Origin of the sequence: Streptomyces cyaneofuscatus (assembly GCF_033109485.1) — a bacterium.
Taxonomy (GTDB): domain Bacteria; phylum Actinomycetota; class Actinomycetes; order Streptomycetales; family Streptomycetaceae; genus Streptomyces; species Streptomyces cyaneofuscatus.
The window spans coordinates 3,724,839-3,740,687 of sequence record NZ_CP137002.1; the positions used below are offsets into that span (position 1 = coordinate 3,724,839).

General features: G+C 71.3%; 16 protein-coding genes. 11 read left to right on the top strand and 5 right to left on the bottom strand.

Annotation, left to right across the window (positions count from 1 at the left end):
- The first annotated feature begins 29 nt into the window (after positions 1-29).
- From R2B67_RS16405 to pstB, 9 genes are all read left to right on the top strand, one after another.
- Positions 30-923, top strand: coding sequence for an ABC transporter ATP-binding protein (locus tag R2B67_RS16405; protein ID WP_455679989.1), 894 nt, complete (start codon positions 30-32; stop codon positions 921-923).
- Positions 920-1,894, top strand: a complete 975-nt coding sequence (locus tag R2B67_RS16410; RefSeq protein WP_317819058.1) for an ABC-2 membrane transporter-related protein — start codon at positions 920-922, stop codon at positions 1,892-1,894. The genes R2B67_RS16405 and R2B67_RS16410 overlap by 4 nt, the downstream gene beginning before the upstream one ends.
- A gap of 379 nt (positions 1,895-2,273) precedes the next feature.
- Complete coding sequence (locus R2B67_RS16415) at positions 2,274-4,526, top strand: RNA degradosome polyphosphate kinase (RefSeq protein WP_018511158.1); 2,253 nt, start codon at positions 2,274-2,276, stop codon at positions 4,524-4,526.
- Positions 4,527-4,686: 160 nt separating this feature from the next.
- A complete protein-coding gene (locus R2B67_RS16420; protein WP_381074938.1) occupies positions 4,687-5,661 on the top strand; it encodes a CHAD domain-containing protein in 975 nt (324 codons plus the stop codon).
- The gene (locus tag R2B67_RS16425; protein ID WP_018511160.1) at positions 5,658-6,086 is read left to right on the top strand and encodes an NUDIX hydrolase; all 429 of its coding nucleotides are present in this window, start codon (positions 5,658-5,660) and stop codon (positions 6,084-6,086) included. Before R2B67_RS16420 ends, R2B67_RS16425 begins: the two co-directional genes overlap by 4 nt.
- A gap of 217 nt (positions 6,087-6,303) precedes the next feature.
- Positions 6,304-7,443: a phosphate ABC transporter substrate-binding protein PstS gene (gene pstS, locus R2B67_RS16430; RefSeq protein WP_317819075.1), complete on the top strand. Its 1,140-nt coding sequence runs from the start codon at positions 6,304-6,306 to the stop codon at positions 7,441-7,443.
- A 187-nt stretch (positions 7,444-7,630) separates the two neighbouring features.
- Positions 7,631-8,632 carry a phosphate ABC transporter permease subunit PstC gene (gene pstC, locus R2B67_RS16435; protein WP_151511748.1) on the top strand — a complete coding sequence of 334 codons (1,002 nt, stop codon included), beginning with the start codon at positions 7,631-7,633 and terminating at the stop codon, positions 8,630-8,632.
- Positions 8,629-9,717, top strand: coding sequence for a phosphate ABC transporter permease PstA (pstA, locus tag R2B67_RS16440; RefSeq protein WP_018511163.1), 1,089 nt, complete (start codon positions 8,629-8,631; stop codon positions 9,715-9,717). Before pstC ends, pstA begins: the two co-directional genes overlap by 4 nt.
- 40 nt (positions 9,718-9,757) lie before the next feature.
- The gene (gene pstB / locus R2B67_RS16445) at positions 9,758-10,534 is read left to right on the top strand and encodes a phosphate ABC transporter ATP-binding protein PstB (RefSeq protein WP_109978785.1); all 777 of its coding nucleotides are present in this window, start codon (positions 9,758-9,760) and stop codon (positions 10,532-10,534) included.
- Positions 10,535-10,668: 134 nt separating this feature from the next.
- Here pstB and R2B67_RS16450 read toward each other — a convergent pair whose 3' ends face one another.
- Both R2B67_RS16450 and R2B67_RS16455 read right to left on the bottom strand, forming a co-directional pair.
- Entirely contained in the window at positions 10,669-11,667 is a 999-nt protein-coding gene (locus R2B67_RS16450) for an inorganic phosphate transporter (protein WP_030566598.1), read from the bottom strand.
- A 5-nt stretch (positions 11,668-11,672) separates the two neighbouring features.
- On the bottom strand, positions 11,673-12,293 hold the full coding sequence (locus R2B67_RS16455; protein WP_237327069.1) for a DUF47 domain-containing protein: 621 nt from the start codon (positions 12,291-12,293) through the stop codon (positions 11,673-11,675).
- A gap of 319 nt (positions 12,294-12,612) precedes the next feature.
- Between R2B67_RS16455 and R2B67_RS16460 the strand changes: the two genes are divergently transcribed.
- The gene (locus R2B67_RS16460; protein ID WP_317819079.1) at positions 12,613-13,020 is read left to right on the top strand and encodes a metal-sensitive transcriptional regulator; all 408 of its coding nucleotides are present in this window, start codon (positions 12,613-12,615) and stop codon (positions 13,018-13,020) included.
- Between the two features lie 40 nt (positions 13,021-13,060).
- Here R2B67_RS16460 and R2B67_RS16465 read toward each other — a convergent pair whose 3' ends face one another.
- Together R2B67_RS16465 and R2B67_RS16470 are read right to left on the bottom strand one after the other, a co-directional pair.
- Entirely contained in the window at positions 13,061-13,363 is a 303-nt protein-coding gene (locus R2B67_RS16465; protein WP_317825061.1) for a hypothetical protein, read from the bottom strand.
- Positions 13,364-13,547: 184 nt separating this feature from the next.
- The gene (locus tag R2B67_RS16470) at positions 13,548-14,435 is read right to left on the bottom strand and encodes an SCO4651 family lipoprotein (RefSeq protein ID WP_317819080.1); all 888 of its coding nucleotides are present in this window, start codon (positions 14,433-14,435) and stop codon (positions 13,548-13,550) included.
- Positions 14,436-14,601: 166 nt separating this feature from the next.
- Between R2B67_RS16470 and R2B67_RS16475 the strand changes: the two genes are divergently transcribed.
- Complete coding sequence (locus R2B67_RS16475) at positions 14,602-14,808, top strand: hypothetical protein (RefSeq protein ID WP_032772066.1); 207 nt, start codon at positions 14,602-14,604, stop codon at positions 14,806-14,808.
- A 109-nt stretch (positions 14,809-14,917) separates the two neighbouring features.
- Here the strand turns inward: R2B67_RS16475 and R2B67_RS16480 are convergent, their stop codons facing one another.
- Positions 14,918-15,658 (bottom strand): phosphatase PAP2 family protein, encoded by a 741-nt coding sequence (locus tag R2B67_RS16480; RefSeq protein ID WP_317819083.1) that lies wholly within the window; start codon positions 15,656-15,658, stop codon positions 14,918-14,920.
- Positions 15,659-15,849 lie beyond the last annotated feature (191 nt).

The following is a 15,849-nucleotide window of genomic DNA, read 5'->3' on the forward strand; positions in this document are numbered from 1 at the left end:
GTGCTGTGATCGAGGCTCGCGGCCTCGGCATGACCTACGGGCGGAGAGGGGGCGCGCGCACGGCCCTGGACGGCTGCTCCTTCCGCCTTCCCGCCGGGCGCGTCTGCGCCCTCGTCGGGCCCAACGGGGCGGGAAAGTCGACCCTGTTGAACCTGGCGGCGGGGCTGGCCCGGCCGAGCGCCGGGTCCCTCGCCGTCCTCGGCTCCGCCGATCCCTCCGCCGTACGCGACCGCATCGCCTATGTGCCCCAGGACAAGCCGCTGTACCCGCAGCTCACCGTCGCCGACACGCTGTGGGCCGGCGGCGAGCTCAACCCCGGGCGCTGGGACGCCGGGATCGCCGGGCGGATCGCCGGCCCGCTGCCGCAGGGCGCCCGCGTCCGTACGCTCTCCGGCGGGCAGCGGACCCGGCTGGCGCTGGCCCTCGCGCTCGGCAAGCGGCCCGAACTGATGCTGCTGGACGAGCCGATGGCCGACCTCGACCCTCTCGCCCGCCATGAGCTGATGGGCGTGCTGATGGCGGAGACCGCCGAGCACGGCACCACCATCGTGATGTCCTCGCACATCCTCACCGAGCTGGAGGGCGCCTGCGACTTCCTGCTGTTCGTGGACGGCGGCCGCGTCCGGCTCGGCGGCGAGGCCGAGGACATCGTCTCCGCCCACGCCCTGGTCACCGGCCAGGCCGACCGTGACCTGGCCCCGCACACCGTCGTCGAATCCCGTACGACGGGACGTCAGCTCACGGCTCTCGTACGGAAGGAGGGCCCCGTGGACGAGTCCCTCTGGGCCACCGAGGAACCCTCCCTGGAGGAGCTCCTCCTCGCCCACCTCCGCTCCCCGGACGCCCCGCCGCTGCTGACGCCGGGCGCCGTGGCGGGTGCGGGTGCGGGACACCAGGCCCGTGAGGCGGTGGTGTCCGCGTGAGCTCCACCGTCACCTCCTTGCGCGGCCCCGTCCGCGTAGCGCTGCGCCTGCACCGGAGGACCCTGTGGGCGGCCCTGGCGGCCGTCGCCGTGGGGATCGTCTGCCTGCTCACGGTGGCCCTCCTGGCCGAACGGGCCGTCGCCGACCTCGCGAGCGCCGGCTGCACCCTGAGCAGCGACGCACGCCCCTGCTTTCAAGCGGCTCGTGACTTCACCGACCGGATGATCCGCATCGACCGGTTGCTGACGTACGCGGGCTTCGCCCTCGTCGCGCTCCCCGCCGTCGTCGCGGCCTTCGTCGCGGGCCCGGTGATCGCCAGGGAGTGGGAGACCGGCAGCATCAAGCTCTCCTGGAGCCAGTCGACCTCGCCCGCCGCCTGGCTGGCCGCGCGGCTCGTCACCATCGCCCTGCCGGTGGTCGGCGGGATCGTGGTGCTCTCCGCCGTCCTCTCGTGGTCCAGGACCCAGCTCACGTACCCGTTCCCGGCCATCTGGGAGGAGGCGACGGCCTTCGGCGCCACGGGCACGGTCCCGGTCGCCGGTGCGCTGCTGGCCGTGGCGCTGGGTGCGCTCGCCGGGCTGCTGCTGCGCCGTACGGTCCCGGCGCTGATGGTGGCCCTGGCCGCCTCCGGGCTGGTGGCATTCGTGCTCAGCTCGGTGCGGTTCCACTTCTGGCCGATGGTGAAGGTCACCTATCCCCTGGAGGGCGTCTCACCCGTCCCGAAGTGGTCGTACGTCGTCGAGCAGGGTTACGTGACGGCCGGGGGCGACCCGCTTCCCGCCGGCACCTGCTCCCCCTCCTCCCTGAACTTCCAGGACTGCCTGGCCGGACATGGCGTGCGGCACTACGAGCACTACCACCCCGCCTCCCACTTCTGGCCGCTCCAGCTCGTCGAGACCGGCATCCTGCTCGCTCTCGCCGCGCTCGCCGTGTTCGCCGCCTTCCGGGTCCTGCGCCGCCTGCACGGCTGACCCCGGGCCGCACCGGCCGGGACCAGCCGCACCGGCCGGCACCGGCCGGCACCGGCCGCACCGACCTCGCCGTCCGGGCCCCACGAGGGGTGGGCCCGGGCGGCGATCACGTACCCGCGCGCAGTCACGTACAGTGACCGGGCGACCGACCCGCAGGAACACCGCTTCCTGTACGTCATGTCGCCGTTACCGGCCATTCAGACGCCCTTGCGACCCTCACGGGATGCAGCCAGCTCTGCCAGCCCCCCGCCGCAACGGGAGCGCCCGGGGTGACGCCTCCGCCGCGTCCCCCGGCCGTGACCCCGGGTTTCCCGGGTCTTCCGCGATCTTTCCCGGCTCCGACGCGCCTACCGGGGCCCCCACGCGGAACAATGGGTTCATGAGCCAGCAGCCCAGCTCCGAGGTCCCGGTCCAGCCCGCCCAGCCGTCCGTCGGCGCACTCGCCGCGCACCGGCCGCACGCCGTCGCGCACCCTTCCTCCAGCAACGGCGGCTTCTCCACAGCCGCCGACCTGGACCCCGATCTCGACGCCGACGCGGACGCGTACGAGCCCGACCGGGACGGCGACGAGCTGCCCCAGGGCCGGTTCCTGGACCGCGAGCGGTCCTGGCTCGCCTTCAACGAACGCGTGCTGGAGCTGGCCGAGGACCCGGCGACGCCGATCCTGGAGCGGGCCAACTTCCTCGCGATCTTCGCCTCCAACCTGGACGAGTTCTTCATGGTCCGGGTGGCCGGCCTCAAGCGCCGCATCGCCACCGGGGTGGCCACCCGCTCCGCCTCCGGCCTCCAGCCCCGCGAGGTCCTCGACCTGATCTGGACCCGTTCGCGCGAGCTCATGGCGCGGCACGCGGCCTGCTTCCAGCAGGACATCGCCCCGGCCCTCTCCGACGAGTCGATCCAGCTCATCCGGTGGCCGGATCTGACCGAGAAGGAGCAGGCCCGCCTCTTCACCTTCTTCCGGCAGCGCGTGTTCCCGGTCCTGACCCCGCTGGCCGTCGACCCCGCGCACCCCTTCCCGTACATCTCGGGGCTCTCCCTCAACCTCGCCGTCGTCGTCCGCAACCCGGTCAGCGGCCACCGCCACTTCGCCCGGGTCAAGGTGCCGCCGCTGCTGACCCGCTTCCTGGAGGCGTCGCCGCAGCGGTACGTGCCCATCGAGGACGTCATCGCGGCCCACCTGGAGGAGCTGTTCCCGGGGATGGAGGTGCTGGCGCACCACATGTTCCGGGTCACCAGGAACGAGGACCTGGAGGTCGAGGAGGACGACGCGGAGAACCTGCTCCAGGCGCTGGAGAAGGAGCTCATGCGGCGCCGCTTCGGTCCGCCGGTGCGGCTTGAGGTCGAGGAGTCCATCGACCCGTACGTCCTCGATCTGCTGGTCCGCGAGCTGAAGGTGTCCGACGCGGAGGTCTACCCGCTGCCCGGCCCCCTGGACCTGACCGGCCTCTTCGCGATCGCCTCGCTGGACCGGCCGGAGCTGAAGTTCCCCAAGTTCATCGCGGGCACCCACCGGGACCTGGCCGAGGTGGAGTCCGCCTCCGCGCCCGACATCTTCGCCGCCCTGCGCGAGCGGGACGTCCTGCTCCACCACCCGTACGACTCGTTCTCCACCTCCGTCCAGGCCTTCCTGGAGCAGGCGGCGGGCGACCCGGACGTACTGGCCATCAAGCAGACGCTGTACCGCACCTCCGGCGACTCCCCGATAGTGGACGCCCTCATCGACGCGGCCGAGTCCGGCAAGCAGGTCCTCGTCCTCGTCGAGATCAAGGCCCGCTTCGACGAGCAGGCCAACATCAAGTGGGCCCGCAAGCTGGAGGAGGCCGGCTGCCATGTCGTGTACGGGCTGGTCGGGCTGAAGACCCACTGCAAGCTCTCGCTCGTCGTCCGCGAGGAGGGCGACACGCTGCGCCGCTACTCCCACGTCGGCACCGGCAACTACCACCCCAAGACGGCCAGGCTGTACGAGGACCTCGGCCTGCTCACGGCGGACCCGCAGGTCGGGGCTGACCTCTCCGACCTGTTCAACCGGCTCTCCGGCTACTCCCGCCGCGAGACCTACCGCCGCCTCCTGGTCGCGCCGAAGTCCCTGCGCGACGGGCTGATCGCCCGGATCAACAAGGAGGTCGCCCACCACCGCGCCGGGCGCCCCGCCTACGTACGGATCAAGGTCAACTCGATGGTCGACGAAGCGATCATCGACGCCTGCTACCGGGCGGCCCAGGCCGGCGTGCCCGTCGACATCTGGGTGCGCGGGATCTGCGCGATCCGCCCCGGGGTGGCCGGGCTCTCGGAGAACATCCGGGTCCGCTCCATACTCGGGCGCTTCCTCGAACACTCCCGGGTCTTCTCGTTCGGCAACGGCGGCGAGCCCGAGGTGTGGTTCGGCAGCGCCGACATGATGCACCGCAACCTCGACCGCCGGATCGAAGCCCTCGTCCGGGTCACCGACCCCGCTCACCGCGCCGCACTCAGCCGACTCCTGGAGACCGGTATGGCCGACACCACCTCTTCCTGGCACCTGGGCCCCGACGGCAACTGGACCCGGCACGCCACGGACGCGGAGGGGCAGCCGCTGCGGCACGTCCAGGAGATGCTCATCGATGCCCGGAGGCGCAGGCGTGCGACGCCCTGACCACCAGACGACGACCCGCCCGCCCGTCGCGGAAGGGGGCCCGGAGGACGGGCCCCCTTCGGCCGGGGGCGGGCCCCCCGAGGCCGAGCCCGGGAGCCCTCAGCCCGGGAGCCCTCAGCCCGGTCCCCGCAGGGCCACTCCGCCCCGCCCCGCCGACGGCGTGACCGCCGATGCCGTCCTCGCGCCCTACCTCCAGGGGCAGGCCGGGGACTTCCTCCGGAGCCTGCGCCTGCACCGCGAGCACAGCGCCCCCTCCGACGCCAACGGCCAGGGCGCCGAGGCCGCGGCCCGCGCCCTGCGCCGCTCGGCCCGGCGCATCAGCGGCTCCCTGCACACCTTCCGCACCGTGCTGGACCCGGTCTGGGCCGACCACCTCCGTACGGAACTGGCCTGGCTCTCCGGCATCCTCGCCCGCGAACACGCCTACGCGGGCCGGCTCACCCGCCTGCTGGAGGCCCTGCACCAGCTGTCCGGGGCCACCGGACTCCCCGCGGCCCGGGGCGCGAAGCCCGCCGCCAGAACGGACGCCGCCCCGGACGCCCAGGGCCGGGCCGCGCTCGGCGTCGGGGCGGCGCGGGCCGGGGCGCTGCTGGAGCGCCAGCTCACCCTCGCCCGGACCCGGGCCCACTCCGCCGCGCTCCAGGCCCTCGGCTCCTCCCGCTTCCACGCGGTCGCCGACGCCGTGGCGCTGCTCGCCTCCGAGGTCCCGCTCGCCCCGGGCACCACGGGCCGGGGGGCCGAGGCGCTCCTGGAGCCCGCCGAACGCGCCGAGCAACGGCTGATCGGGGCGGTGGCGGCCCTCCCGCCCGACGCGTCGGCGGAGCCGTACAACGAGGCGCAGGACGCGGCGTGGCACCAGACCCGCCTGCTGCTGCGGCTGCACCGGTACGCCCACGAGGTCGTCCTCGGCGCCGCCGACCCGGTCCTCACCGGCGCGGGGCACGCCCTGGACCTGCACCGGGACGCGGCGGAGGCGGCTGCGGCTGCGGCAGCGGCGGCCCGCACCCCCCGCATCGCCCCGGCGACCGCGTACGCCCTCGGGGTGCTCCACGCGGACCAGCGCCACGAGGTGGAGGCCGCGCGGGCGGTCTTCCGGGAGACCTGGCCGTACGCGGCGGCCATGACGGCCCCATGAGCGGCACCCAGCACACCGCGTCGACCATCCGGGCCGCGGGCTGCGTCCTGTGGCGCCGCGCCCCGGACGGCGCCGGGGTGGAAGTGTGCCTGGTGCACCGGCCCCGCTGGGACGACTGGAGCTTCCCCAAGGGCAAGCTGAAGCGCGGCGAGGAGCCGCTGGCCGCCGCCGTACGGGAGGTCCTGGAGGAGACCGGCCACCACTGCGTCCCGGGCGCCCCGCTCCCCACCGCCCGCTATCTCGTCGACGGGCGCCCCAAGGAGGTCGCCTACTGGGCCGCCGAAGCGACGGGCGGCGCCTTCGAGGCCAACGACGAGGTGGACCGGCTGCTGTGGCTGACCCCCGAGGCCACCCGCGTACGCCTCACCCAGCCGCGCGACCGCGAACAGCTCACCGCGCTGCTCGCCGTGCTCGCCGGCACCTGAGCTCGCCACCCTCCCGCAGAGCTGAGCCGGGCCCCGCCCGCACCCGCCTGCCCGACACGGTTCACCTGCCGTTCACTCTCCCCCGTAGGCGGCTTCACCTGTTCTGCCTAATTTCGGACGTACACGGTGCGCGGCGCCAAGCCGCAGCAACCCTCCTCATCGCACGCCGTCGTAGAACGAACAGATCACGGCGGCTCCTGGAAGGAACACCCGAAAAGTGAAGCTTCAGCGCAAGAACCGGCTTCGTGCCACCGCGCTCGGTGCCCTCGCCGTCTCCGGCGCCCTGGTCCTCACGGCGTGCGGTTCGGACGACAACAGCAGCGGCACCACCACCGGGGGCTCCGGTGAGCAGTCGGCCGCCGCGTCGAGCATCGACTGCGGCAAGGCCAAGGGCCAGCTCCGCGCCTCCGGCTCCAGTGCGCAGAAGAACGCCATGGACCTCTGGGTCAAGAACTACATGGCCGCCTGTTCCGGAGTGGAGATCAACTACAACTCCTCCTCCTCCGGCGAGGGCATCGTCGCCTTCAACCAGGGCACCGTGGGCTTCGCCGGCTCCGACTCCGCGCTGAAGCCGGAAGAGGTCGCCGAGTCGAAGAAGGCCTGCAAGACCGGCCAGGGCATCAACCTCCCGATGGTCGGCGGCCCGGTCGCGGTCGGCTACAACCTGGAGGGTGTCGACAAGCTCACGCTGGACGCCCCCACCCTCGCGAAGATCTTCGACACGAAGATCAAGAAGTGGAACGACCCGGCGATCGCCGCGCTCAACAAGGGCGTCGACCTCCCGGACAAGGCCATCCAGGCCTTCCACCGCTCCGAGGACTCCGGCACCACGCAGAACCTCGGCAAGTACCTCGGCGCCGCCGCCCCGAAGGACTGGAAGTACGAGGCCGAGAAGAAGTGGCCGGCCCCCGGTGGCCAGGCCGCGTCCGGCTCCTCCGGCATCGCCGCCCAGGTGAAGCAGGTCGACGGCGCGATCGGCTACTTCGAGCTCTCCTACGCCAAGTCCCAGAGCATCTCCACGGTCGCCATCGACACCGGCGGCTCCGCCCCGGCCGAGGCCACCTCGGAGAACGCCTCCAAGGCCATCGCCGCCGCCAAGGTCGTCGGCACCGGCAAGGACCTGGCGCTGGAGCTGGACTACACGACCAAGGCCGACGGCGCCTACCCGCTGGTCCTCGTCACGTACGAGGTCGTCTGCGACACCGGCAACAAGGCCGAGACACTCGACACCGTCAAGTCCTTCCTCTCCTACGCCGCCTCCGAGGACGGCCAGAAGATCCTGACCGAGGCGGGCTACGCCCCGATCCCGGCCGAGATCAACGCGAAGGTCCGCGAGACCGTCAACGGCCTCTCGTAACGGCCCGGAGCGCGCCAGGGGCCACCCCCCAGCGCTCCACGCACCACCGGCAGGCCGGCCCGGCGCACCCCTCCGGACCGGCCCGCCGCCCCGGCACCATCCAGTACCAGTCCCCGTCCCAGCCCCAACCATCCGGTGCACCGCCGCCAGGGGAGCCCCCGGCTCCCCCACACAGACCGGAAAGACCATGGCTTCCACCACACCGATAGACACGCCACCGGCCCCGCCGGCACCCCCGGACCGCAAGGAGCGCCCCCAGTCCACCGGGCGCATGGGCGACAAGGTCTTCGTCGGCCTGTCGCGCGGTTCGGGCATCCTGCTGCTCGTGATCATGGCGTCGATCGCCGTGTTCCTCAGCTACCGGGCCGCCATCGCCATCTCGAAGGACGAGGGCAATTTCCTCACCACCTTCGACTGGAACCCGGCCGGCGACCCGCCGGTCTTCGGCATCGCCGTCCTGCTCTTCGGCACCGTCGTCAGCTCGATCATCGCGATGGTCATCGCGGTTCCGATCGCTGTCGGCATCGCGCTGTTCATCTCGCACTACGCGCCGCGCAAGCTGGCCGCCCCCATCGCGTACGTCGTCGACCTGCTCGCCGCCGTCCCCAGCATCGTCTACGGCATCTGGGGCGCCCTCGTCCTGGTGCCGTACCTGGAGGGCCTGAACCTCTGGCTCGACCAGTTCTTCGGCTGGACGTACATCTTCGAGAAGACCGAGGTCGGCGTCGCCCGCTCGCTCTTCACCGTCGGCGTGCTGCTGGCGATCATGATCCTGCCGATCGTGACCAGCGTCAGCCGCGAGGTCTTCCTCCAGGTCCCGAAGATGAACGAGGAGGCCGCCCTCGCGCTGGGCGCCACCCGCTGGGAGGTCATCCGCCTCTCGGTGCTGCCGTTCGGCCGCTCCGGCATCATCTCCGCCTCGATGCTCGGCCTCGGCCGCGCGCTCGGCGAGACGATGGCCGTCGCCACGGTCCTCTCCCCGAGCTTCATCATCTCGCTGCACGTGCTCAACCCGGGCGGCGGAACCTTCGCGCAGAACATCGCGGCCAAGTTCGGCGAGGCCGACGAGTTCGGGCGCGACGCCCTGATCGCCTCGGGCCTCGTCCTCTTCGTCCTCACCCTGCTGGTCAACGGCGCGGCCCGGCTCATCATCGCCCGCCGCAAGGAGTACTCGGGGGCCAACGCATGAGCCACGCATCCACCGCCGTACAGGAACGCCCGACGCCGCCCGGCGGCCCCGGCGCACCGAAGTCCGGCCTGAGCAGCCGCTCGCTGCCCCGCCTGGCCCCCGTCGGCTTCGCCGCCGTCGCGATCGCGCTCTCCGTCGGCATCTCCACCGCCGCCGGCTGGCACAGCAAGGTGCAGTGGGGCATGATCGCCGCGCTGCTCTTCCTGGCCATCTCGTACGTCGCCACGAGCATCGTCGAGAACAAGCGCCAGGCGAAGGACCGCCTGGCCACCAGCATCGTCTGGGTCTGCTTCCTGATCGCGGTCGTCCCCCTGGCCTCCCTGCTGTGGACGACGATCACCCGGGGCGCCGAGCGCCTGGACGGCTACTTCCTCACCCACTCCATGGCCGGCGTGCTCGGCTCGGAGGCCAGCGGCGGCGTCTACCACGCGCTGGTCGGCACCCTGGAGCAGGTCGGTATCGCCACGGTGATCTCCGCCCCGCTCGGCCTGCTGACCGCCGTCTACCTGGTCGAGTACGGCAAGGGCTCGCTCGCCAAGGCCGTCACCTTCTTCGTCGACGTCATGACGGGCATCCCGTCCATCGTGGCCGGTCTCTTCATCCTGTCGATCATGCTGATCTTCGAGATCCAGCCGTCCGGCCTGATGGGCGCGCTCGCCCTGACGATCCTGATGATGCCGGTCGTGGTGCGCTCCACCGAGGAGATGCTCAAGCTCGTCCCCAACGAGCTGCGCGAGGCCTCGCTGGCCCTGGGCATCCCGAAGTGGCGCACTATCCTGAAGGTGGTCCTGCCGACCGCGATCGGCGGGATCACGACCGGTGTCATGCTGGCCATCGCCCGTATCGCCGGTGAGACCGCCCCGATCATCCTGCTGGTCTTCGGCAGCCAGCTGATCAACACGAACCCCTTCTCGGGCGCCCAGTCCTCGCTGCCGTTCTACATCTACGAGCAGTACAAGATCGGCGAGGCCGCCTCGTACGACCGCGCCTGGGCGGCAGCCCTGGTACTGATCGCCTTCGTCATGATCCTCAACCTCGTGGCCCGCGGAATCGCCCGCTGGAAGGCCCCGAAGACCGGTCGCTGACGCGGCCATCAGCGACCTCCCGAAAGAAGCAGTGATTTCCATGGCCAAGCGCATCGACATCAGCGGCCTCACCGCCTACTACGGCAGCCACAAGGCCATCGAGGACATCTCGATGACCGTGGAGCCCCGCTCCGTGACCGCCTTCATCGGCCCGTCCGGCTGCGGCAAGTCCACCTTCCTGCGCACCCTGAACCGGATGCACGAGGTCACCCCCGGCGGCCGCGTCGAGGGCAAGGTGCTGCTGGACGACGAGAACCTGTACGGATCCAACGTCGACCCGGTCACCGTGCGCCGCACTGTCGGCATGGTCTTCCAGCGCCCCAACCCCTTCCCCACCATGTCGATCTTCGACAACGTGGCGGCGGGCCTGCGGCTCAACGGCAGCTACCGCAAGAGCGAGCTGAACGACGTCGTGGAGAAGTCCCTGCGCGGCGCCAACCTCTGGAACGAGGTCAAGGACCGGCTCAACAAGCCCGGCTCCGGCCTCTCCGGCGGCCAGCAGCAGCGCCTGTGCATCGCCCGCGCCATCGCGGTCGAGCCGCAGGTCCTGCTGATGGACGAGCCGTGCTCGGCGCTCGACCCGATCTCGACCCTCGCCATCGAGGACCTGATCGGCGAGCTGAAGGAGCGCTTCACGATCGTCATCGTGACGCACAACATGCAGCAGGCGGCCCGGGTCTCGGACCGCACCGCGTTCTTCAACCTCGCGGCGGTCGGCAAGCCCGGCCGGCTCATCGAGATAGACGAGACGGAGCGGATCTTCTCCAACCCGTCGGTCCAGGCCACGGAGGACTACATCTCGGGCCGCTTCGGCTGAGCCGTACGCCTGCTCCTCCCCCGATACGGCCTTGCGGTGCTGCATGGCGGTGCCACCACAAGGCGAAAGGGTCCGCCCCCGCTCTCCCTGGTACGGAGAGCGGGGGCGGACCCATGTCTGTCCCTTCCGGGACCTCAGCCGAAGAGCAGCAGCACCGCGCCGTAACTCAGCGCCGCGACCAGCGCGGCGGCCGGCATGGTGATGAACCAGCCGAGGATGATGTTCTTCGCGACGCCCCAGCGCACGGCGTTCACGCGCTTGGTGGCGCCGACGCCCATGATCGCGGAGGTGATGACGTGCGTCGTGGAGATCGGGGCGTGGAACAGGAACGCCGAACCGAACATGATCGACGCGCCGGTCGTCTCGGCGGCGAAGCCCTGCGGCGGGTCCAGCTCGATGATCTTCCGGCCGAGCGTACGCATGATGCGCCAGCCGCCCGCGTACGTACCCAGCGAGAGCATCACCGCGCACGCGATCTTGACCCAGACCGGGATCTCGTCGTTGGGGCCCTCGATGTCGGCGATGACCAGGGCCATCACCACGATGCCCATCGTCTTCTGCGCGTCCTGGAGACCGTGGCCGAGCGCCATGCCCGCCGCCGAGACCGTCTGCGCGATCCGGAAGCCGCGCTTGGCCTTGTGCGGGTTGGCGTTCCGGAACATCCACATGATGCCGACCATCACCAGATAGCCGGCGATCAGGCCGACGAACGGGGAGATGAACATCGGGATGACGACCTTCTCCAGCACCCCGGACCAGATGACGTCCGTCCCGCCGGCCAGCGCCGCCCCGACCATGCCGCCGAACAGCGCGTGCGAGGACGAGGAGGGGAGGCCGAAGTACCAGGTGATGAGGTTCCAGATGATCGCGCCGACCAGCGCCGCGAACAGGATGCCCATCCCCTTCTGCCCCACGGGCGTGGCGATCAGGCCTTCGCTGACGGTCTTGGCGACCCCCTGGCCCAGGAAGGCACCGGCGAGGTTCATCACCGCCGCCATCGCCAGAGCCGCACGCGGGGTCAGCGCCCGGGTGGAGACCGAGGTGGCGATGGCGTTCGCGGAGTCGTGGAAGCCGTTCGTATACGTGAAGCCGAGCGCGACACCGATGGTCACGATCAGCGCAAAGGTGTCCACGAGGTTCAGGACTCCTTGACCGCGATGGTCTCCACGGTGTTGGCGACGTGCTCGAACGCGTCAGCCGCCTCTTCCAGCACGTCCACGATCTGCTTGAGCTTCAGCACCTCCATGGCGTCGTACTTGCCGTTGAAGAGGTGGGCCAGCAGCTTGCGGTGGATCTGGTCGGCCTGGTTCTCCAGGCGGTTGACCTCGATCCAGTACTCGGTGAGGTTGTTCATGGTCCGCAGCCCCGGCATGGCCTCGGCGGTCAGTTCCGCCGCCCGGGCCAGCACCTCGATCTGCTGCTCGACGCCCTTGGGGAGCTCCTGGACCTGATAGAGGACGACCAGGTCGACGGCCTCCTCCATGAAGTCCATGATGTCGTCGAGGGAGGACGCCAGGTTGTAGATGTCCTCGCGGTCGAACGGCGTGATGAAGGAGGAGTTCAGCTGGTGGAAGATCGCGTGGGTGGCATCGTCCCCCGCGTGCTCCGCTGCCCGCATACGCTCCGCGATCTCGACTCGGGAGGCAGAATCCGCCCCGAGCAGTTCCATCAGGAGTTTCGAGCCAGTGACAATGTTGTCCGCGGACGCGGAGAACATGTCGTAGAAGCTCGTCTCCCTGGGGGTCAGACGAAAGCGCACGTGGGGTCCTCGGGATGCTTTGGATTCGGTCAGGCTGATGCTAGGCGCATCATCCGGCCACGGCTAACCGGCGTTCTTCAGTGTCGCCCATCGCGAACGGGGATCAGCACCGGCCCCCGGTCACGTTTCCGCCGGATTCGTTACGATATACCCGGCAGGGGTATACCGACATCAGGTGCGATCAGGTGCGTGGAACCGCGGCATGAACGGCCGGCAGGGCAGCACCACCGGCCACATCAGGCCAGAGCACGCCACAAGCAGGCTGTAACAGGTCGCACGAGGGCAACGGCACACGGCACAGGACAACGGGAGGACGCAGATGACCACCACCGAGACGACGGGCGCGGGAGCGGGAGCGGAACCGGCGGGGGCCCCGGCGGCGACCGCACCGACCGCTGCGGCGCCGGTCGGTGCCGAGGAGATCGTGACCGATCACGACCTCGGCATCCACGGCTACCACCACCAGAAGGGCGAGCACCTCAAACGGCTGCGCCGGATCGAGGGCCAGATCCGCGGCCTCCAGCGCATGGTCGACGAGGACGTCTACTGCATCGACATACTCACCCAGGTCTCGGCCTCCACCAAGGCCCTGCAGTCCTTCGCCCTCCAGCTGCTGGAGGAGCACCTGCGCCACTGCGTCGCCGACGCGGCGGTCAAGGGCGGCGAGGAGATCGACGCGAAGGTCGAGGAGGCCACGAAGGCGATCGCCCGGCTGCTGCGGACATGAGACCGGGCCGGGCCCGGGTCCGGCCTGGGCGCCGGGGGCGTCACCGCCGGTGAGCGGCCTGCCGGGGAACGGTCGTCCACGCCTCCGCGCCGCCGTAAGCGAGGCCGACGTCCACGGCACCGGCTTCTTCTCCAGCACCAGCACCCTCTACGGCACCGGCACCGCCGCCTTCTTCAGCACCGGCACCGGGCGCCTCGCCCCCGACGTTGAGCACTTCGTCGATACGGTCGGGACTGAGGCGCTCCTCACGCGCCGTCGAGGCCGCGATCATCAGCTCGCCGCAGAGCTCGATCTCGGCGAGGGCCACACAGTCCTGAGCGTTCGGAGCGCTGAGCGTCACCACCTGCGTCACCTCTCTCTGCCGTCGCCGACCCTTCGCCGGTCTTTCGGGCGCACCGGCTTCCTAGCGTAGGGAGCGCGATACGCACCGCGCATGGCACGGACGGACCATTTAGTCCCCCTCCCAACCGGCCCCTCCCGCCCCGCCCTTCCCGTAGGGGACGCGGCGGCGGGCGGCGGCCGGCCGCTCAGCCCTGCCGGATCTCCCCCGTGTAGATGTCGTCCTCGTCCGGCAGCTTCACCGTGACCGGCGCCCCGAACCCGTACAGCAGCAGTGTCGAGACCACCGTGACCTCCGCCGCCTCCTGGCCCTCGCGGCCCTCGCGGCTCCCGGAGGCGAAGCTGAAGCGGTGGCGGACCTTCCGCAGCCGCCCCTCCTCGTCGAGGTACGCGTCGAACGGGACGGCGTCCTTGCTGAACCCTTTCGCCGCCGCGCTCAGCGCCCCCCGCGACTGCGGCGACGCGGCCCGCGCCGCGCGGTTCAGGTCGGCGACGCCCCGGTAGTGATGCACCGTCACCCCGGCCAGCTCGGACTTCCCCTCGTACGTCACATCGGCGGCCCCGCGCAGCAGTTCGGCGGCGGCCATCGGGTCGGTGACGCCGCCGGTGACGAGGTTGCCGTCCTCCAGGGCGGTCGTGTCGATCCTGACCCACTTGTCGTCGGGGACCCCGGCGCCGCGGTTCTTCATGTAGAGCGCGCCCGGCGCCAGCAGCTCGGTGATCGGGCGGCGGTCGTCCGCGCCCGCCGCGTCCGTGGGCAGCACCACCTTGAGCCGCCCCATCTGCGTGCGGAAGTCGTACGTGCCCTCCCCGCGGATCGTGACCCGCGTCCCGCCGGCCGCCGTCTCCATCGACGTACGGGCTTCCGCGCCGCCCGCTTCGGCAAGTACGCCGGCGGCCCGGCCGAGCACATCGAGCGGGCGCTCCGCGGCCACGGCGCGCTGCCCGGAACCGTCGCTCCCACCGCCTCCGCCGCTCCCGCCGACGCACCCGGCGGTGACCGCGATCACCCCGGCCACGGCGAGGGCGCGGGCAGCGCGGGCCCCGCCTCCGTCCCTGCACTGCTGCACCACCATCGCCTGCCAACCCCCAACGAATGCCGCCCGGCCGAGCCCTCACCCGCTCCGCATAACGACCACCGGCGCCCCCCGTCACGCCGCCCCGGCGCGTCCACCGGGCGGGCGGGGGGTCCTGCGGCGCACGGACCCCCCGTTCGGAGGCCGTCCCCAGTACCGTGGTCGGGTGCACGAGGAACTCTCCGCCCCAGCCCGCACCACGGCCCCGCACCCCTCTTCGTGCCCCGCGCCGCCCCCGGCGGGGCACAACGCCACGACGACCGAGCGCGGCTCGTTCTGCCTGGCCCGCTGCACCTGCGGCTGGACGGGCCCCGCACGCAGATCACGGGACCGGGCGCGCACGGACGCCGCCGAACACCTCGCGGCGTCCTGACCACCCTCGGTCCAGGACATGGCCGGAAACAGCACGATCCCCCAGGTGCTCCAGGCGCCTGGGGGATCGTGGTGATGGTGAAAGTCCGGGGTCTCCGTCGACTCAGGGGTCAGGCGGCGAGGTCCTTCTCGCCCGGGTGGCCCCGCCCGGAGCCCGGCCGGGGCTCGGGGATGCCGTGCGTGTCCCCGCGCTCCTCCGCGTACGCCGCGTCAGCCGCGTCCGCCTTCTTCGACCGGACGATCCAGCCGACCCGGTCGGAGCGGGAGACCGTCGCCATCAGCGGGGTCAGCAGGGCCATCGCGAGCGGCGCCAGCAGCAGGGCGACGGCCGTGCCGAGGGCGAAGCCGCCGATCACGTCGGTGGGGTAGTGGACGCCCATGTAGATGCGGCTGACGCCCGCAAAGACCGCGAGGCCGAGCGCGACGAAGCCGAACTTCCGGTTGGCCACGAAGATGCCGACGGCGAGGGCCATGGCGAGGGTGGAGTGGTCGCTGACGAACGAGTAGTCCGTCTTGCCGTGGATCAGGACCTCCAGCCCCTCGTGGTCGTTGAACGGGCGTGGCCGTTCGACGAAGCCGCGGATGGGGATGTTGATCACGACCGCGAGGGCGGCGGCGAGCGGCGCCCAGACGAGCGCGGCGACGGTGGACACCGAATCCTCGGCGCTCCCGCGCTTGCGCATGCTCCACCAGCACCAGAGACCCACCAGGACGAGGCCGAACATGGTCCCGTACTCACCGACGAACTCCATGACCCGGTCGAGCCAGGTCGGAGCGGCCTTCGCCAGCCCGTTGATGCCGTAGAGCACACTGACGTCCGGGTTCGACCCTTCGAGTTCGAGTCCAGCCATCTGCTGCGGCCCCTTGCCTTGTCTGCTTCTTCTGTGGCGACGCGCGTCCATGCGCGCCACCGTGGTCGAACCCCCGCGATTCGGTGTGGTCCCGCTCCGCGCACGCATGGTCAGTGCGCATGCTGTCCGCTGTTCCTGCCCGTTCCCTGTCCAGGGAACGGCCCGGTGCCCGCCCGCGTTCCACTCTCCAC